This is a genomic window from Microcoleus vaginatus HSN003, assembly GCF_022701255.1.
Lineage (GTDB): Bacteria > Cyanobacteriota > Cyanobacteriia > Cyanobacteriales > Microcoleaceae > Microcoleus > Microcoleus vaginatus_B.
The window spans coordinates 1,951,544-1,971,035 of the sequence record NZ_CP031705.1 but is presented as its reverse complement, the minus strand read 5'-3'; the positions used below and the strand labels follow the sequence as shown (position 1 = coordinate 1,971,035).

Sequence of the window (19,492 nt, the reverse complement as noted above, 5' to 3'; positions counted from 1 at the left end):
GGGCGCTTTTGTCAGCAGTACCTCTTTGCTGTCAAGGGTTGCCTTCCCACACATCCCAAAAGATAGCTCTTGAGCGATAATGAAGAATAACAGAGGATTTACGAAAAGAAACCCGGTTTATACGAAAAAATCTTGGGTTTGTCAACGACTAGCAACGAAGAAACCCGGTTTCTAGCCCGCCGCGCGTAAGTCCTGTAACATTGACCAAGCACACCTAATTTGAGAGAACCCAACTATGATGGCAATTCCCGGCGTTGCAGTTCTCGCTCTCATTTATGAAAGCAGCACTTCCCTGGTTTACCGCGGTCACAACGAGCAGAACAACCAACCTGTTATTATCAAACTTATCAAAGAAGACTATCCGACTCCCGAAGAACTGAATAGATACAAGCGCGAATATGAGATCACTGCCAACTTAAGCCTGTTGGACGGAGTTGTGAAAGTGTATAAGTTGCAACAGGTTAGAAATAGTCTGGCAATGATCTTAGAAGATTTTGGCGGGGAATCTTTAAAAATATTTATGGGTTCCCAAAAATTTACCGTTTTAGGATTTCTGACTACGGCCATCAAAGTTGCTGAAACTTTGGGAGAAATCCACGGAAAAAATGTAATTCATAAAGATATAAATCCCTCTAATATAGTTTTTAATCCTGCTACAGGACAAGTAAAACTAATAGATTTTAGCATTTCAACTGCAACCAACCTGGAAAATATTCCCAGTAAAAATCCCAATTTTTTAGAAGGCACTTTAGCCTATATGTCGCCCGAACAAACCGGCAGAATGAACCGGGTAGTCGATTACCGCACCGACTTTTATTCCCTCGGCGTGACCTTCTATGAACTCCTGGCAGGACAACTCCCTTTTTCCACTACAGATCCCATGGAGTTAGTTCACTGTCATATTGCCAAACAGCCAGTACCTCTCGCCGAAATTGCACCAGAAATTCCTCAACCTGTTTCAGATATTGTAATGAAATTGTTAGCAAAAACTCCTGAGGAGCGCTATCAAAGTGCTTGGGGACTAAAAGCCGATTTGGAATCCTGCCTGTTTCAGTGGCAAACATCTGGGGTTGTTTCTGAGTTTACTCTCGGCCGCCAAGATATTTCCGACAAATTTCAAATACCTCAAAAACTTTACGGCAGACAGCGAGAAGTTGAAACTCTTTTAGCGGCATTTGAACGGGTGGCAGCAACAAATAATCGCGGCAACCGCACCGACGATACTCAAATTTCTGTCATCAAAAAAGAGCTCAAATCAAAAAAAGAAATTCCCTTGTCAGTCCTGGCGAGAGGACAACATAAATCCCGCAGCGAGATGATGCTGATTGCCGGTTATTCCGGTATTGGCAAATCTGCAATGGTGAAGATTTTAGACAAACCGATTACCCGCAGGCGTGGATATTTTATTTGGGGAAAGTTTGACCAGTACAAGCGGACTATTCCTTACTCGGCCGTTGTCAGCGCTTTTTCGGAATTGGTGCGGCAACTGTTAACTGAAAGTGAGGCTCAATTAGCAGTTTGGCGCGAAAAACTCCGCAGTTCCTTCGGGCAAAACGGACAAATTATTATTGATGTTATTCCCGAAGTTGAACTAATTGTCGGAGCTCAGTCTCCTGTAGCTGAATTGGGGCCGACGGAATCTCTGAACCGCTTTAATTTAGTCTTTCAAAATTTCATTCGTGTATTTTGTCAGCCCGAACATCCGCTGGTCATTTTTCTCGACGATTTGCAGTGGGCTGATTCGGCTACTCTCAAATTGATCGAATTGATGATGACAGATGAAGCTACGCAATATCTGTTTTTAATTGGCGCTTATCGGGATAATGAAGTTAGTCCCACTCATCCTTTAATGATGACTGTGGAGACGCTGCGAAATCAGGAAGCTATTATTAATCAGATTGCTTTGTCGCCGCTGGGGGTGGAAAACATAACTCATTTGATTGCCGAGACATTGCACAGCGATCGAGAATCTGTCAAACCATTAGCTGAATTGGTAATCAGCAAAACCGACGGCAATCCTTTTTTTGTCAATCAATTTCTGCAAACATTGTATCAGGAAAACCTGCTAGTTTTTCACCCGCCACAGTCGGGGAGCAAGGGTGGCTGGCATTGGGATATGACTCAAATTGAGCAGTGCGCTATCACTGACAATGTAGTAGATTTGATGGTACAAAAATTGAGAAAGCTGCCAAGTTCAACGCAGCAAGTTTTGCGGTTGGTGGCTTGTTTGGGCAACGAATTTGACTTGAATACTCTTTCTTTAATTAATGAAAAAGAAGCCTCGGAAACTTTTTCTCACCTGTTGCCAGCCATTAAGTCGGGACTGATTTTGCCAACTTCGGAATTGGAAAGCAAGTCATTAGATTACGTGCTGTTTCCGCTATTAATTCTGAATTATAAATTTTTGCACGATCGCGTACAACAAGCAGCTTACGCTCTGATCGACGACTCGCAAAAAAAGGCAGTTCACCTGAAAATAGGCAGGCAAATCCTAGAAAACACTCCGGCTGAATATCGCGCTGACAGAATCTTTGAATTAGTCGATCACTTGAATGTAGCTCGATCGCTAATTAAAGACGATCGAGAATTAATTGAACTGGCAACGCTGAATTTAGACGCGGCCCGCAGAGCCAAAGATGCAACGGCTTATGTTGCTGCCTTGCAGTATTTGACCGCAGGCATGGACGGTTTGAGCAAGGATATTTGGGATTCCCACTATGACTTAGCCTTTGCTTTGCACATGGAGCGGGCAAATGTCGAGTATTTAAACGGTTTTTTTGAGAAGTCAGAAGAATTTATTAATATAACTTTGCAAAAAGCGCGATCGCCCTTAGAAAAGGTAGAAATTTACAACCTGCTGATCGTGCAGTACACCCTGCGGGCGAAGTACGAAGAAGCCGTTAAAGCTGGAATCAAAGCTTTGGACTTGCTAGGCATTGACTTGCCGCTAGACGGGCTACAAAAAGTCATATCCGAAGAATTTGCAACAGCCACGAATATTTTAGCTGGTAGAGAAATAGCTTCCCTGATTGACGCCCCCGAAATGACTGTACCCGACAAAAAAGTTGCAGTCAAATTAATTACCAACTTGCTGACATCGGCGTACCTGAAAAATCCAGACTTGTGGAAAGTCAGCGTTTTAAAAGGAGTCAATCTTTCTCTACAATACGGTTTAGTACCCGAAGCCTCTCTTTGCTATGCTGGCTACGGTATGTTCTTAAACGCAGTTTCGGGAGATTACAAAGCTGCGTATCAGTTCGGCTTGCTCTCGCTAAATCTCAGCGAAAAATCTGGCAATATTGGCTTGAAATGCAGAGCTTGTTCATCCTTGGTCAGTATTTTTTATTACTGGTTCAACCACATCAAAGATTCCCACGCGATCAGCAATGAAGGATATCAAGCAGCTTTAGAATCAGGAGATTTAGAGTATGCGGGTTATATCCTGTCCAACCGCATAGCTAACTCATTTTTTCAAGGTAAAGAAATCTCGCAAATTCTTGCCGACACGAGCAGATATTTGCAGTTCAGCCAAAAAACCAAAAATCAGCTCGTAACCGATATATTATTAGGGGTAGAGTTAATCCTGCGTAACTTGGGTAAACTAACTCCTGAAAAGTTTGTATTTGAAAGCGAAGATATTAGCGAAGCTGAATATGTACACAACTGTCAAGCTCATCAAAATTTATACTCGCTCTGCCTTTATCAGATTCGCAAATGCCAGGTTATGTACTGGTACGGCAACTTCAAGGAAGCGCTACAACTAGCTTTGGAAGTAGAAAAACAGCTATCTTTTATTACCGGAGCGATACCCGCTACTGAATGGAATTTTTTCTTTTCTCTAACTTTAGCAGCCGTTTTCCCAAATGTTTCAGAAAAGAAGCAAAAGGAATACTTGGAAAAGTTAGAGGCTAACCAAAAACAGATGAAAATTTGGGCAGACAACTGTGCCGAAAATTTTCTGCACAAGTATCTTTTAGTACAAGCAGAAATAGCCCGAATTTCCAAGAAAGATTCAGAAGCTGTAGAACTGTACGATTTCTCTATAAATTTAGCCCAAGACAATGAGTTTGTCCAAAATGAAGCCCTCGCTAATGAACTAGCCGCTAAGTTTTGGTTGAGTAAAGGCAAGTATCAATATGCCAAAATCCACTTGCGCGAAGCTCACTCGTGCTACTTGCGCTGGGGTGCAGTTCGCAAAGTAGAAGATTTAGAACAGAAGTATCCGCAGTTGCGGGAAATGACGCCGCTCAACGGAAGTTTTAACAACAATCAAACTACCACAACTATTCATACTTCTACTGGTAGCGATGCTAGAGTGCTGGATTTGGCAACGGTAATGAAAGCATCTCTGGCGATTTCTAGCGAAATTGTCCTCGATAAGTTGCTGGCTTCTTTGATGAGAATCTCCTTAGAAAATGCGGGTGCTCAATTAGGTTTTCTGATTTTAGTCAGAGATGGTAAACTGTTGATTTCAGCTAAAGCGTCAGTATTTGCCGAAGATGTAGCGGTGCTGCAATTTACGCCTGTTGGAGACTATCATGATTTACCTGTGACGGTGATTAATTATGTGGAAAGGACTCGCTCGGATTTGGTGTTGAGCAATGCGGCGGCTGAGGGACTATTCACAGCAGATCCTTACATCGCTAAACATCAACTGCAATCTATTTTGTGTACTCCTATCATCAATCAAGGCAAACTAATTGGCATTCTTTATTTAGAAAACAATTTGACTGTAGGAGCATTTACTCCCCACAGATTGGAAGTTTTAAGGTTGCTTTCTTCCCAAGTTGCTATTTCGTTAGAAAATGCTCTGCTTTACAATTCTGTGGAACAGAAAGTGCAAGAGCGGACGCAGGAGTTAAATGAAAAAAACGAGCGTTTAGAACAAACTTTGCGCGAACTTAAACTAACTCAAGCTCAATTAATCCAAACGGAAAAGATGTCTAGTTTGGGGCAAATGGTCGCTGGTGTAGCTCACGAGATTAATAATCCTGTAAGTTTCATCTACGGCAATCTTAATCCGGCTAGCGAATACGTTAAAGACTTGCTAAAATTGATTGAGCTTTACCAGCAGCACTATCCAGAACCTGCTGATGAAATTCTCGAAGAAATAGAAACAATTGAGCTGGAATTTTTGAGCGAGGATTTGCAAAAGCTGCTGGATTCCATGAAAGTAGGAGCGGAAAGAATTCGGGATATTGTGCTAAGCTTGCGGAATTTCTCTCGCCTCGACGAAGCGCAAATGAAGTCGGTAGATATCCATCAAGGTATCGACAGTACGGTGATGTTGCTGCAACCGCGCCTGAGAAAAGAGGGCGGGCGTTTGGGAATTGAGGTAATTAAAAATTACAACACGCTACCACTAATTACTTGTTATGCGTCTCAGTTGAATCAGGTATTTATGAATATTTTGACAAATGCGATCGATGCTCTCCTGGTCGCAAGAGATTCCCCGGAAAACTCTCATCAACAGCCTACGATTACAATTTCTACAGAGGTGACAGACAGGAATTCTGCCATAATTAGAATTGCTGACAGCGGGCCAGGGATGAGCACGGAGGTGCTGCACAAGATATTCGACCCATTTTTTACAACTAAACCGGTGGGTTCGGGAACTGGTTTGGGATTGTCTATTTCTCACTCGATTGTTGTCAGTTCTCATGGCGGAAAATTGACTTGCGTTTCTGCACCCGGAGAGGGGAGCGAGTTTATTATTGAAATTCCGATCGCCCCCAGGCAAGTTTTGTAACCGGAGCTACCATCAACCACCATCCCCAAATCAATTCCAGTTAGCAACCCTTAACAATCCGGCCACGCATTGCGTTGTCATATCAAATCTGTTAGCATCGGAATTATTCATATATCTCTTCTTTTCATCTGCGTGAATCAGCGTCAATCCATTGTCATCTGCGGTTAATACATTTTCTTGTTTTTACCGCAGATGAGGGCATATCAACACAGATTAACGCCGATGAATTAGAGCTATTCCGGTTGCACCGTTCGTGATTGTTGACCCTTCTGCGAAGCTGAGCGGGCATCGCTGTTGAAGGAATTCATAAAATAAGTTAGTGATAAAGTTTCCAGCATTCTCGCACAATTTCCCAATCCTCCTGCGTGTGAATTACTAAAACTCTCGCCGCTGAATCCACTGCCGCAATATCTTCATCAACGGGCGACTTTTGATTTTTATCCCCATCCAATTTTAACCCGATAAATCCAAAAGCTTCGCAGGCGGCAGCCCGCACAACAGCAGAATTTTCCCCAACTCCCGCCGTAAAAATTAAAGCATCCAACCCTCCCAAACTCGCCAGCATGGCACCAATTCCGCCCCGCAAACGGTGGATGTAAATATCCAAAGCAAGTTGAGCTCTCTGATTACCTTGGGCGATCGCATCTCCAATCTGCCGCATATCGCTAGACACCCCTGAAATCCCTTTTAAACCAGAATTTCGATTCAGAATACCATCAAGTTTCTCAGCAGTAAAATCGGATTGTTTTAACAGATGAATGAGAATGCCTGGATCGATCGCACCCGATCGACTTCCCATCATCAAACCATCCAAAGGAGTAAAACCCATCGTCGTGTCAACACTCACGCCCCCGCGAATCGCCGCCAGAGAACATCCGTTGCCCAAATGACAGCTAATCAGCCGCAAATCGCTCAAATCACGGTTCAGAATTTGAGCCCCCCTGCGCGCGCAATATTGATGGCTAATGCCGTGAAAACCGTAGCGGCGAATCCCGTTTTCGAGCCATTCGTAGGGGCCGGGATAAACAAAGGCAGCGGGCGGCAATTGCGCGTGAAAAGCTGTATCAAATACTGCTACTTGCGGCACATTTCCCAGGATTTTTTCAAGGGTTTCGATGCCTTCGAGGTTGACGGGATTGTGTACGGGGGCGAAAACCGATAAACGGGCGATCGCCTCTTTAACATCCGGCGAAATTAACGTACTTTGCTGATATTCTTGTCCGCCGTGTACGACGCGGTGGCCGACAATATCAATCTCCTTTAAATCATTAATGGTTTGAGTTTTTCCCCTCCAAAGAGTCTCCAGCATTCGAGAAATAGCAGCTTCGCGAGACTCGGATGCAAATTCCTCCTCAAGCCGATCGCCTTTTGCTGTTTTGACTTTCAACTCTGCTATACCCTGCTGGTGAGTCCAATCAATTTGAGCTGACCACAGGGGTTGCAAAGGTCGATCGGGCAGGACATCGTTTAACTCGTAAAGACAGCTTTTTTGACTGCTAGAGCCCGCATTTAACACCAGTATTTTCATCGCAAACTCAACCTCATGTACCGGGCAAATTGCGGAGGTTTTCATCCATGTACGAGCGATCGCCCAAAACTTCCAGCAGCGGCCCGCGCACGTCAAACTTGACAATACTGACAGAAGCTGCTAAGGCGCCAATGCGATAGCGATAACGTCCCAAATCAATCCCCAAGAGACTGCACAGAACAATTCTAATAGTCGCTTTGTGCGAGACAACCAAAACATTACCGCTCTTGTACTTTTCCTGAATTTCTGCGATAACTAAGGACGATCGGCTAGCAATTTCCACGGAAGTTTCGCCGCCATTCGTCGGTGCATTCCAAGCAGGTTCAGTCAGCCAGTTAATATAATCTTCTTCGTAGTCTTTTTTGACCGCTTCTACTGTTTTGCCTTCCCAATCACCGTAATTAATTTCCCTCAGTCCGTCGTGAAGCTGCATTTCAATTCCCACAGCATCGCACAAAGGTTTTGCAGTAGCAATTGTGCGTTTCATCGGACTGACATAAACAGCATTCCAAGGCACTTTTGCGTAAGTAGCGGCAAACTGTTCTGCCATTTGAGAACCTGCGGGCGTTAATTCTGGGTCGATAGCGCCGCAGAAACCGCCTGTTTGGCTGTAAGTCGTTTCACCGTGTCGTACAAAGTAGATTTTTAAGCTCATGAGTTAGTTAATTGTGTGTGAATTTTACTATGTTAGCAAAAGAGTGTAAAAAACTCCTTCAAATCATCGAGAGCAGGATTATCCCAATCCCAAATATCTTTTTTGTGTTCCATAACATAATCAAAATGTAACATACTGCATTTTTTTTCAGCTTGTTTCTGTTCCTTCTTTGAGCAAGTATCATACCTGAGATAGATGCTCACCCAGAATTTATCAAAACCTTTCTGGTTAATTTGCTGTCCCTGGCTTTCTATGCAAGTTTTCCAGCTATTCAAACAATCAGCATGAGGAGATTCTCTAGCCTTTATTGCTTTTAAAAGCGTTTCCAGTTCGCCTTTACCTCCAAAATTCGTAAAGTAACAAGCCAATTTTGCTTTTGTTCCATTATCTCCAGAAATATCGATAAATTGTTTAGTGTTTGACAAATTTTCCGATTTAAACACCTGTTGTATACATTTATTAACCCATTCTAACCGCTCTGGCTCGGAATAGTTGTCAATATCAATAATAATCCCAATTTTTTCTATATCTCTTTTTTGAAGATCCGCTTCTAAATCTTTTAACGTAGTGATTAACTTTGTTTCGCTCAAGCCTTCCAAACGTTCATAATCATCTATATAAATAGGTTTTTCTACCTGGATATCGCAGTTTAGTTGCTCAACCAGTGCCTGCATAAAAATTGCATCATTTTTACTTTCTACTATGACAATATTACTCACCTCTAACTCCTTTTTGATGTTCTAGTGCGTAATTCAAAGTTTCTAAATCGCGCCGGATTCCGATTATTTGATCTGTTTTCGGTTTCTTGGCTAGTTCAAAATATGCGCTGCTGCATTCCTGATTGGGTTCTAAACCAACATCAGCAAATGCTTGAAGCATCTCTAAACTGTGCGTTGTAGCAAAAATCTGGGTATCCAGTTCCACCGCCAACCGAAATAACACTCTCCAAAAATTCCGCTGATTTGTATAGTGAATCCCGTTTTCTATCTCATCAATTAGCAGTATTTTATGTTCGCTGTTTACCAGTTTAAGGATAATGTCTGCAACTCGGTTCATAGCATCTCCAAATAATGATAGAGGCAAACGTTTTTCGCCTTTTCTTCTCAAGTATAGCGTTGGTTCCCCAATTGAAAAACTCTCTACTGATTCGATCGCAGGATCAATAATTTGAAAAGCTTTCAAAATTTCGCTATCTTTTTCATTCAAACGCGCCACATCAAATTCTGCCGTAATATTGGCTCCAGAAGACCTCATACAAGACGGAATAAAAGGCGCTTCGTTAAAATGACGACTACCTTGATGAATTGACATTTTTGGACTAGCTATTACAACGGAATTAACATTTTCTTGATTGTTGCGATTTGACTTAATATTTAGAATCAACAAATCATCTTTATACTTCAAAAATGACTCTCTTAATCTTTCAACATTTTGATCGGCAAAAATATTATTCACATTTCCAGATTCATCTAACCAAATTTCTATTTTATGTACGAGGTTAGTCTCATCTTTTCCATGAATCACTATAACTGCGTCTTTGTTCAGGGAATAGAAAAAGTGGTCCCATCCCCTCTTATATATTGATTTTATTGATTCTATTGATTCTATCGATTCTGACGACTCTGACGATTCCATTCTCAGCGTTTTTAACCTGAATATACTGTTACCGTCGGGGTCGTTATAGAGAAAAAGTGCTTCTAGCAAGGCTGTCTTGCCAGCATTATTTTTACCGCCGATTAAATTTACTCTTTCAAACCCAGAAATTTTGATTTGCTCAAAGCACCTAAAATTTTGAATTTCTATTTCTTTAAGCATGACCGCCTCTTTTGAATGTACAATTCCTAAATCACCGTTGATTTATGCTAAAATTAATTCTATCTTACTTGTTTTACTTGAGCCGCAACAAGCAACGATCGCCATGCAGAATGTAGATCTATTTGAAGTCATTGAACGCGATCCAGCCAAGGTGAGTGGTGCATGGGTATTTCGGGGAACACGCGTACCTGTTGCCGCCTTTTTCGAGAACCTTAAAGATGGAGCCTCTATTGACCAGTTTCTCGAATGGTTTCCGGGAGTAACTCGCGCCCAAGTTGAGGTATTACTCGATCGCGCGTTAGCCTCATTAACGCAAATGGCAGAGGCATGAAGATATTGTTTGACCAAGGTACACCAGTACCGTTGCGCCGATCGTTGCTGGGTCATACAGTAGATACTGCTTATGAACGTGGATGGTCAACATTAGCAAATGGCGATCTGCTCGACACAGCCGAACGCGATGGGTATAATCTGCTGGTGACGACCGATCGCAACTTGCGTTATCAACAAAACCTGACAAGCCGACAAATTGCTATTGTGGTTTTGCTGTCTACATCTTGGCCGCGTATTCAAAGGCATCAAGACGATATTCGGAACGCGATCGACACTATTGTTCCGGGCGCATACCTAGAAATTGAGATTGCTTGCTGAAGCTTTATTTAACTGATGTCACTCCCTATGATTGTCAAACTGAGGTGAAACCTCGATCTTGCCTAGGTTGTATACTCGCAAAATCGTTAATTTTCTCTGTGGTTGACAATCATAGGGATGAGTAGCTTGTGCTCTACAAGCGATCGCACCTATCCAGGTGCACCCGATCGCACGGTTTGATCTGGTGTCCCCGCCGGATCTTTCGTTTCCTTCGGCGCTTCCGGCGAAACCGGGCCCGCGTGCGGCCACTTCCAGTCGCGGATTTCCGGCATATCATCGCCGTGCTTGGTGATATACTGCGTGTGCTCGATCAGCTTGTCACGGATAGCTTGTTTGCCGTAAGCTGCTACAGAACCCAGTTTCGGAACGCGATCGAGTACATCTGCAACTAAATGGAATCGATCGAGGTCATTCATCACCACCATATCAAACGGCGTCGTAGTCGTTCCCTCTTCCTTGTAACCCCGAACGTGAATATTCGAGTGATTCGTGCGGCGGTAAGCCAATCGGTGAATCAGCCAAGGATAGCCGTGAAAAGCAAAAATAACCGGCTTATCTATCGTGAACAAAGCATCAAAATCCTTGTCAGACAAACCGTGAGGATGTTCGCTAGCAGGCTGAAGAGTCATCAAATCCACCACATTAACCACGCGCACTTTTAAATCGGGATAATCTCGGCGGAGAATGTCAACAGCAGCCAAAGTTTCCAGCGTCGGAACATCACCCGCGCAAGCCATCACCACATCCGGTTCGCCGCCTTTATCATTGCTAGCCCACTCCCAAATACCGATGCCAGCGGTACAGTGTTTAATCGCAGAATCCATATCCAAATACTGCAATGCCGGCTGCTTCCCTGCAATAATCACGTTGACATAGTGGCGGCTGCGGAGACAGTGATCCGTTACTGACAGCAAAGTGTTCGCATCCGGCGGCAAATAAATCCGCACCACTTCCGCTTTCTTGTTAATTACGTGGTCGATAAAACCCGGATCTTGGTGAGAAAAACCGTTGTGGTCTTGTCGCCAAACGTGAGAAGTTAGCAGGTAGTTGAGAGAGGCGATCGGTCGGCGCCAAGGAATGTCGTTAGTAGTTTTCAACCACTTGGCGTGTTGATTGAACATCGAATCGATGATGTGAATAAACGCCTCGTAACAAGAGAAAAAGCCGTGGCGTCCCGTCAGCAAATAGCCTTCCAGCCATCCCTGACATAGATGTTCGCTGAGGACTTCCATCACCCGGCCGTCGGGGGAGATGTGGTCGTCTTCGGGCAAAATTTCGCCCGCCCACACCCGGTTCGTCACTTCAAACACCGGATCGAGGCGGTTTGAGGCCGTCTCGTCAGGCCCGACAATGCGGAAATTGGCGTTTTCCTCATTGAGTTTCATCACCTCTCGCAGGAAGCGGCCGGAAACGCGGGTTGCTTCTGCCATTACAGTGCCCGGTTTTTGCACGTCAACGGCATAGTCTTCAAATTCCGGCATTTTCAAGTCTCGCAGCAGCAGGCCGCCGTTAGCGTGGGGATTTGCCCCCATGCGTCGAGATCCCTTGGGCGCGAGTTCTGCTAATTCGGGAATTAACTTACCCTTTTCGTCGAAGAGTTCTTCCGGCTTATAGCTTTTCATCCAATCTTCGAGGAGTTGGACGTGTCCCGGCTTAGAAGCCATTTCTGAAAGTGGGACTTGGTGCGATCGCCAATAATCCTCAGTTTTCTTACCGTCAACTTCCTTGGGCCCCGTCCAGCCTTTGGGAGTTTTCATCACAATCATCGGCCACTGGGGACGGCCAGAATAGCCCTCTGTCCGGGCTTTTTCCTGAATCGCCTTAATTTCGCCGATCGCCGTATCCATCGTTGCAGCCATCAACTGGTGCATGGTTTCCGGGTCTGAACCTTCCACCCAATAAGGTTTGTAGCCATAACCGACCATCAAACTTTCCAATTCCTCCTGCGGAATGCGGGCCAACACCGTAGGATTGGCAATTTTGTAGCCATTCAAGTGCAAAATCGGCAACACGGCCCCGTCCCGAACCGGGTTGAGAAACTTGTTAGAGTGCCAGCTAGCAGCTAGCGGGCCGGTTTCTGCTTCCCCGTCGCCGACAACGGCCGCCACAATCAAATCGGGATTGTCGAAGGCCGCCCCGTAAGCGTGGACGAGGGCGTAGCCGAGTTCGCCGCCTTCGTGTATCGAACCGGGGGTTTCCGGGGCGACGTGGCTGGGGATACCGCCGGGAAAGGAGAACTGTTTGAACAGCCGTTTGATACCCTCTTCATCTTGGGAAATGTTCGAGTAATATTCGGTATAAGTGCCTTCGAGATAGGTGTTGGCGACCAAGCCCGGTCCGCCGTGTCCGGGGCCTGCGATGTAGATGGTGTTGAGGTCTTGGGCTTTGATCAGGCGGTTGAGGTGGACGTAGATGAAGTTTAAACCTGGAGTGGTGCCCCAATGTCCGAGGAGTCTCGGTTTGACGTGTTCGATTTTGAGGGGTTCTTTGAGTAGGGGGTTGTCGAGGAGATAGATTTGTCCGACTGATAGGTAGTTTGCCGCCCGCCAGTAGGCGTTCATTTTGTGTAGTTCTGAGTCGGTAAGCGGCTTTAATTGCGGGATCTCGGTTGTTCCTAGCATCATCAGCGATTGACTCCTGAGTTTTGGTTGTTTTGTAAACTGCGATCGAGAAGTGCGATCGATCTTGTAACTGACGCGGATATTATTATTTGGTTATTTGAGATACTGTTTATGCTGACTCCATGTTTCACAAGCAAACAATTGAATTGTATACCATTTTTATCTAAATCCAAGTTTAAATCAACGTTAATTTTTGAGTAACAAGTGCTCTCTTATCACGGCATAAAAGCCGAAGGTTGCGGGCGTGAAAGCCAGCGGAATCACAAAGATACTTCTCAAGGTAGAGGTGAGAATGATTGATATGTGAAAACTCTGTTTTTGGAGGCTTGCAGATGAGATGCAGACTCTTGTTTTGGTAGACTTTTGTATATTCGGTTAAGGTCTAGAAGTAAGAATCATCCGTAAGTTGTTCAGCCCAGATATATTCGAGATCAACGAGTTTGAAAACTGATTACCTTATACACTGCACCATCCTTTGATGAACTACCAAGCATGAGCCCACCCTGTCTAGAGCTTGAAACTTGGCTCCGTATGGCCAAGCACCTTACAAAAAGGTTATCATCACAGCACAAAGTTTTGAGCTAGCTCCCAAAGGTAAAATTCCTTTCATCGGCTATCAAAGAAACCTGATCGGTGATGTCTTTCTAATCATTGATATTGCGAACAATTCTGCTCGGGTTACACCTTTGTATACACCGGAACACAGTTTTGAACATGATGTTGATGCTGCTCCTTGGGAAGGAATTGGTACGGGGTGGTTTTATTCGGTTTTAGGTGGCGGTTCGGAGTTGCGTCCCCAAACGAATGTAGAGCGTATCCCGGTTGATTTTGACAATACTTATGATGCCAGGATGGGGGGAGAGGGGGCGGTTCCCACTTTATTTAACGGCAATTTGGATGCTGTTTTTAATCCGCAGGGTGGTAATCGGACTATTTTTTCTGATGCGATTCCTGGCTGGTCTTTTCTTGACACTCCCCCTGCCTAAAGGCGAGGGGATTCTTAAGAGATTTCTCTCTAAATATCCCTAGAAATAGGGTTCCTGGGCGCAATCCTTTTGCCTTAAAAAGGTGGGCTGCTATCCTTGTCTTTCAACAAGCTCCTCAAGCGTTTAGGGCTTTTAGCCCTGGTTTCGCGGAGTCCCCGCGTACCGATTTCACTGCTAAACTTTTTGGGCTGAGATTGACTTTGATTGCGATTTTTCCTTACTTTGCAGTCAGTTACTCAATAGCATTAAGTTATCTTCAACTTGTTGTTAATCATACATCAAAAATACCAACTAAATTCCCCTTGTTACATATCTTTAAAAACTCAATACTTACGCTTTCGCCTTTGACACTCCCCTGCCTAAAGGCGAGGGGATTCTTGAGAGATTTCTCTCTAAATATCCCTAAAGATAGGGTTCTTGGGCGCAATCCTTTTACCTTAAAAAGGTGGGCTGCTATCCTTGTCTTTCAACAAGCTCCTCAAGCGTTTAGGCGCGAACGCCAGGTTTCGCGGAGTCCCCGCGTACCAAATTCAAAGCTCGATCGTGAATAGTTTTTGCTGCACCGATATCGGCGTGTTCATGGTGGCCGCATTCAGTGCAAATAAACTTTTCGCCGTCTCTATTAGACTTATCTAAATGTCCGCAGTTTCTACATTCTTGGCTGGAGTATTTAGGATTAACTTTGATTACGACCTTTCCTTGCTTTGCAGCCAGATACTCGATTTTCAAGATTAATTCGCCCCAACCAGCATCAGAAATAGAACGATTTAGACCCTTCTTCCTCGATTGCCCGTTTTTGAGAAATCTACCTGTTTTTTCGTCAACCTTCACCCGACATCGACGCATCATGCCGGAAATGTTCAACTCTTCCAAAGCAATCGCGTCAACGTTACGAAAAACTATTTTATTTGCAACTTTCCATTGGTAAGCTTGGCGCTTGTCGCTAATCTTTTGGTGGAAAAGTCCTAGCTTTTTGGCAGCTTTTTTGCAGTTTTTGCTACCTTTAGCTTTTCGGCTAACCCGTCTCTGCCTAATTTTCAGAGTGCGTTTAGCTTTCTTACTGGTTGAAAACTTGGGATTTTCGATTTGAGTTCCATCAGATAGATGAACTAATTTTGTAATTCCCATATCGCAACCAATTACTTTGACAACATCTTTGAGAAGTTTCGTCATGTAATCGGGAATAGATTTGTCCTCAATGCGGATCGAGACATACCAACCATTTTGTCGTTTTCTTACCGCACAAGCTTTGATGGTAAAGCCGTTGGGGATTGGGCGCGAGTTATGGAAACGCATCCAACCTAACTTTGGTAGGTAAATTTTACTGCCCTGTATCTTTACTCCCATCACAAAAGTAAAAGAAGTGAAGTTGCTGCGGTTTTTGAACTTAGGAAAGCCACGCCCGTCGAAGAAGTTCTTATAGGCAGTGTCTAACCGTTTAATATTCTGTTGTAGAACGGTTGAATCTATCCCACCGAACCAGGGTCTAGCTGCTTTCAATTCGGGCAGCGCGGTTATTTGAATGTCGCCTGGGTTGCGTCGAGGGTTTTTAACTTTACCCTCTTTATCTGTTTTACCCCTCTTCCAAGGTTCGCCAGTTGCGCCGTTCTTGGAGACACAACTGGTCAAGGGGCAAGCTTCACTTTGCGTCCTAATGTCGCAATAGTCGCCTTGAATAAATTGTTGACTGTATTGAGTAATTCTGTCATTGAGGCACCAATTAAAGTGACTTCGTAACATACTCAGCCAATTGGACATCTTTAAGTCTTGTGTTTGACTTGGGCGTAACTTGTATACATAGTTCGTTAACAAGTTCAACTCCTCCCTTTTATGAGATTCTATTAGAATATAGTGAAATGCTTGTGTATTTTTGTTCTTTACCTTTATTTAAGAAAGAGGATTTAAGTTTATACTATACTTACAAAGCCGTCCTATAAGGACGGGGTTTTAAACCCAAATTTTCGATAATGGTGAAACGTCAGGGAGTTTAGCTACAAACAATCTTGTTGATGTGAATCAGCTATCTGCAACCGAGACTCCGGCTTTGCACGCAGAACTGGATAGGATAGGAGTCGATCGCACTCCAGCAAATTATGCTCTGAAGCTAGAATCCGGTAAAAGTATTACTCACCACAGTTTTGTAGTGCCTGAGTGGGGAAATTTACGCTTTGATCTCCATGTTCCCGAAGCACAACTGAAACGAGGCAGAATAGTATCGTAAAAAATTAAACCATCTTCTTCTGTATGGACTTGAAATGTTGCTCCCATCAAGTTGGCTGTGGTTAGATCAGTACCAGACAATCCTGTACAAAAGAGGCTGGCTTCTCTCAAGTCAACATCAATTAGGTCGCATACTAGGTCGGGCTAATCTAAAATGGCTTTCCTCAAATTGGCACCAGTAAATATAGTACCAGATAGGGTAGCAGAGTCTAGGTTAGCACTACTCAAGTTAGCAACGCTGAGATTAACATGACTCTTTTTTGCTCTAGTCAATTTAGCACCGCTGAGATTGATAACACTCAACTCATTTTGACCTGGTTGGAGGTGTCTGATATCACCCACGCCAGCAACGTTTAAGTTAGCACGACTTAAATCAACTTCAGGAAAATCTCTCTCTCCCGCAGCGTAACGTCTATATAGTTATTCAACGGCTATAGCTTTTTTGTTCAAGCTGTTTATGCTTTGATAGTAGCGCGATTACTTCTACTTTTTATCAATAAATATATCAAGCTGTGCGAGAGGTTGAACCCGATCGCATACCAACTAATCCAGATGCCTCAGAATGAATACAACTGTCCTAAAATCTCAACTCGAAAATATCAGATCGCTAACTGCGCCGAATATTAAAACAACACCAATCTTGGCGCTTCCACAGAGTAGCGACAATCCAGCCGTGCTGTTCGAGAGTGTCAGCAATTGGCTTAGCTTGTTCGAGCAAAATGCCGCTAAGCACGGCCCAAGTAGTGGGTTTGCTAATTGCAGTGAACTGCGGGATTAAATCAATGATTACTTCTGCTAAAATGTTGCAGATCAAACCGTCTATCGGCTCATCTATCATTTCTTTCAAGCGATCGATACTGCCGAGTTCTGCAACTAACTGCTGAGAATTAACACGGTTGAGTAGTCTGTTGCTCATGGTCGATCGCACTGCCAAAGGATCTGTATCCAAAGCATAAACTTTTGTAGCGCCCAACAACACCGCGCCGATCGACAAAATACCCGATCCGCAGCCAATATCCGCAACTATGGACTCTTTGTCGTCAAAACCGAGACGCATCTCCAGCGACTCCAGACACAGTTGAGTGGTAGCGTGAGCGCCAGTACCGAAGGCCACACCCGGATCTAAACGCAAAATGAGGCGATCGGTATCAGTCGGTAAGGGCAGCCAGGCCGGATTAATTAAAAAGCGATCGCCCACTTCTTGAGGCTGCCAGTGCTGCTTCCAAGTGCTGCCCCAGTCTTCATCTTCAATCAAATCCCACTGCATCGCAGGTAGGGGCAAACCTGCACACAGAGCATCTTGGCGCAGCCACAGAGACAGAGCGGCCAAATCCAGCAATCCTGCCTGTTCTTCGGGCAAATAAGCCGACATCAGGCAGGAATTGCTTTTGAGCTCAGTAGCAGTTCCCCGACAGTTAAATCGTTCCAGACGCCAAAAGATGATATCTTCCAGCGCCGGATCGCAAAGAATTCTAATTTCCCACCAGCTATGTGCCATAACGATTTTAGATTTTAGATTTTAGATTTTAGATTGGCCCAGGGGAACTGGAGAGTGGGAACTGAGGAGTGAGGAATGAGGATTGGCTAATAGAAAAATTCCCGCTTTCTTGCCAATGACCAATGACCAATTACCCATTACCCATTATCAGCCTTTGCATCCAAAATCTAAACTCCAAAATCCGTCAAAGATTTACTGTGTAAGCATCCCGAATTCCCGGAACTTTTAGGATCTCCGCCAGTATCCCCTCTGGTAGAGGGTCATCGAGGCTCAAAACCATCACCGCATCGCCGCGCACGATTTTGCGGCCTACTTGCATACTGGCAATATTGACATTAAAACTGCCCAATTGGGAACCAATTTTGCCAATAATCCCCGGCATATCCCGGTGCAGGGTAAACAGCATATGGTGAGTGGGGGAAACGTTGACCGGGAAATCGTCAACGCTGGTAATCCGAATTTCGCTTTCGCCGAGCACTGCACCTGTCACGGTGTGTTCGCCGAGGGTTCCTTTAGCCGAGAGGTGCAGGGAGCCGGTGTAGTCGCGAATCGAGGCGTCTCTGGTTTCGACGACGCGAATTCCGCGTTCTTTGGCTTCTATGCTGGCGTTGACGTAGTTAACGCGCTCTCGCAGGGCTTGGGAGAGCAGGCCTTTGAGGGCGGCGACGACTACGGGCTGACCTTGGTTGGTGGCCAATTCGCCTTGCAGTTGAACGTTGAGGTAATCGACTCGGCCTCCGGCTAGCTGGCTGACGAGGTTGCCGAGGGTTTCGGCGAGTTGCAGGTAGGGTTTGAGTTTTTCGATCGAGTCTGGGTAAATTCCCGGTATGTTGACAGCCGATCGCGCGGGCAGGCCCAACAGTACATCGCGAATTTGTTCGGCAACGTCGATCGCCACATTCACCTGAGCTTCCGCTGTGGATGCTCCCAAGTGGGGCGTCAGCACGATGTTCTGGCCGACAGCCCGCAACGGGGAATCAGCTTCCAGCGGCTCGTGTTCGTAAACGTCCAAAGCTGCGCCGGCGATCTTGCCTTCTTTGATGGCTTCTGCGAGGGCTGCTTCGTCGATGATGCCGCCTCTGGCGCAGTTTATGATGCGGGCCGTGGGCTTCATTTTCGACAGCACCTCAGCGTTAATTAAGTGCAGGGTTTCCGGCGTTTTGGGGATGTGCAGGGTGATGTAGTCGGATTCGCGCATCAGCAGTTCTAGTTCTACCAAGCGGCAGCCCAACTGGTCGGCTCTTTCGGTGGAAATGAAGGGATCGTAGGCCAGCAGTTTCATGCCCATTGCTTTGGCTGCGGCGGCGAGGTGGGAGCCGATTTTGCCCAAACCAACGATGCCGAGGGTTTTTTTGTAAACTTCTACGCCGATAAAGCGGTTGCGTTCCCATTTACCACCTTTGACAGATGCGTTGGCTTCCGGGATGTGGCGGGACATGGAGAGCATCATGGCGAGCGCGTGTTCGGCGGCGGCGATCGTGTTGCCTTCGGGGGAATTGACGACTACAATTCCTTTGCGGGTAGCGGCGGGTACATCGACATTATCTACGCCGACGCCGGCTCTGCCGATGATTTTGAGTAGATTGCCAGCTTCTATGATTTCTTTGGTAACTTGGGTACCAGAACGGATCATTAAAGCGTCGTAATCGGGAATAATTCGTACCAGTTCTTCGGCTGAGAGTCCTGTGTTTACGTCAACTTGCGCGACTTGGGAGAGGATGTCAATTCCGGCTTGGTCGATCGGATCGGATACTAGAACTTTAGGCATA

Annotated in this window: 15 protein-coding genes; 5 read left to right on the top strand and 10 right to left on the bottom strand. The window is 45.1% G+C overall.

Going from position 1 to position 19,492, the window contains the following annotated elements; genetic code table 11:
• The first annotated feature begins 235 nt into the window (after positions 1-235).
• Positions 236-5,749 (top strand): trifunctional serine/threonine-protein kinase/ATP-binding protein/sensor histidine kinase, encoded by a 5,514-nt coding sequence (locus D0A37_RS08355; protein WP_242723163.1) that lies wholly within the window; start codon positions 236-238, stop codon positions 5,747-5,749.
• Between the two features lie 316 nt (positions 5,750-6,065).
• On the opposite strand, the gene D0A37_RS08350 is transcribed toward D0A37_RS08355, so the two are convergent.
• The 4 genes from D0A37_RS08350 to D0A37_RS08335 are packed head-to-tail and all read right to left on the bottom strand — an operon-like array spanning position 6,066 to position 9,747.
• Positions 6,066-7,277: an acetate kinase gene (locus D0A37_RS08350; protein WP_242723162.1), complete on the bottom strand. Its 1,212-nt coding sequence runs from the start codon at positions 7,275-7,277 to the stop codon at positions 6,066-6,068.
• Between the two features lie 13 nt (positions 7,278-7,290).
• Complete coding sequence (locus D0A37_RS08345; protein WP_242723161.1) at positions 7,291-7,932, bottom strand: histidine phosphatase family protein; 642 nt, start codon at positions 7,930-7,932, stop codon at positions 7,291-7,293.
• A 32-nt stretch (positions 7,933-7,964) separates the two neighbouring features.
• Positions 7,965-8,651, bottom strand: coding sequence for a DUF3226 domain-containing protein (locus tag D0A37_RS08340; protein ID WP_242723160.1), 687 nt, complete (start codon positions 8,649-8,651; stop codon positions 7,965-7,967).
• Positions 8,644-9,747, bottom strand: coding sequence for an AAA family ATPase (locus tag D0A37_RS08335; RefSeq protein ID WP_242723158.1), 1,104 nt, complete (start codon positions 9,745-9,747; stop codon positions 8,644-8,646). Before D0A37_RS08335 ends, D0A37_RS08340 begins: the two co-directional genes overlap by 8 nt.
• Between D0A37_RS08335 and D0A37_RS08330 the strand changes: the two genes are divergently transcribed.
• Complete coding sequence (locus D0A37_RS08330; RefSeq protein WP_242723156.1) at positions 9,746-10,078, top strand: DUF433 domain-containing protein; 333 nt, start codon at positions 9,746-9,748, stop codon at positions 10,076-10,078. The two genes, D0A37_RS08335 and D0A37_RS08330, sit on opposite strands and share 2 nt — an antisense overlap.
• Positions 10,075-10,398: a hypothetical protein gene (locus tag D0A37_RS08325; protein ID WP_242723155.1), complete on the top strand. Its 324-nt coding sequence runs from the start codon at positions 10,075-10,077 to the stop codon at positions 10,396-10,398. The genes D0A37_RS08330 and D0A37_RS08325 overlap by 4 nt, the downstream gene beginning before the upstream one ends.
• Before the next feature lie 149 nt (positions 10,399-10,547).
• Here D0A37_RS08325 and D0A37_RS08320 read toward each other — a convergent pair whose 3' ends face one another.
• Positions 10,548-13,022, bottom strand: coding sequence for a phosphoketolase family protein (locus D0A37_RS08320; RefSeq protein ID WP_242723154.1), 2,475 nt, complete (start codon positions 13,020-13,022; stop codon positions 10,548-10,550).
• Positions 13,023-13,540: 518 nt separating this feature from the next.
• On the opposite strand from D0A37_RS08320, the gene D0A37_RS08315 reads away from it, so the two are divergent.
• Entirely contained in the window at positions 13,541-14,005 is a 465-nt protein-coding gene (locus tag D0A37_RS08315) for a hypothetical protein (RefSeq protein WP_242723153.1), read from the top strand.
• 486 nt (positions 14,006-14,491) lie between these two features.
• Here the strand turns inward: D0A37_RS08315 and D0A37_RS08310 are convergent, their stop codons facing one another.
• Complete coding sequence (locus D0A37_RS08310; RefSeq protein ID WP_242723152.1) at positions 14,492-15,763, bottom strand: RNA-guided endonuclease InsQ/TnpB family protein; 1,272 nt, start codon at positions 15,761-15,763, stop codon at positions 14,492-14,494.
• A 253-nt stretch (positions 15,764-16,016) separates the two neighbouring features.
• On the opposite strand from D0A37_RS08310, the gene D0A37_RS08305 reads away from it, so the two are divergent.
• Complete coding sequence (locus D0A37_RS08305) at positions 16,017-16,226, top strand: hypothetical protein (protein ID WP_242723151.1); 210 nt, start codon at positions 16,017-16,019, stop codon at positions 16,224-16,226.
• On the opposite strand, the gene D0A37_RS29400 is transcribed toward D0A37_RS08305, so the two are convergent.
• The 4 genes from D0A37_RS29400 to serA form a co-directional block, all read right to left on the bottom strand.
• Positions 16,133-16,336 (bottom strand): hypothetical protein, encoded by a 204-nt coding sequence (locus D0A37_RS29400; protein WP_508632742.1) that lies wholly within the window; start codon positions 16,334-16,336, stop codon positions 16,133-16,135. The two genes, D0A37_RS08305 and D0A37_RS29400, sit on opposite strands and share 94 nt — an antisense overlap.
• A 33-nt stretch (positions 16,337-16,369) precedes the next feature.
• Complete coding sequence (locus D0A37_RS29395; protein WP_445242503.1) at positions 16,370-16,567, bottom strand: pentapeptide repeat-containing protein; 198 nt, start codon at positions 16,565-16,567, stop codon at positions 16,370-16,372.
• Positions 16,568-16,832: 265 nt separating this feature from the next.
• The gene (prmA, locus tag D0A37_RS08300) at positions 16,833-17,723 is read right to left on the bottom strand and encodes a 50S ribosomal protein L11 methyltransferase (RefSeq protein WP_242723150.1); all 891 of its coding nucleotides are present in this window, start codon (positions 17,721-17,723) and stop codon (positions 16,833-16,835) included.
• A 184-nt stretch (positions 17,724-17,907) separates the two neighbouring features.
• Positions 17,908-19,491 (bottom strand): phosphoglycerate dehydrogenase, encoded by a 1,584-nt coding sequence (gene serA / locus D0A37_RS08295; RefSeq protein ID WP_242723149.1) that lies wholly within the window; start codon positions 19,489-19,491, stop codon positions 17,908-17,910.
• Position 19,492: the final 1 nt, after the last annotated feature.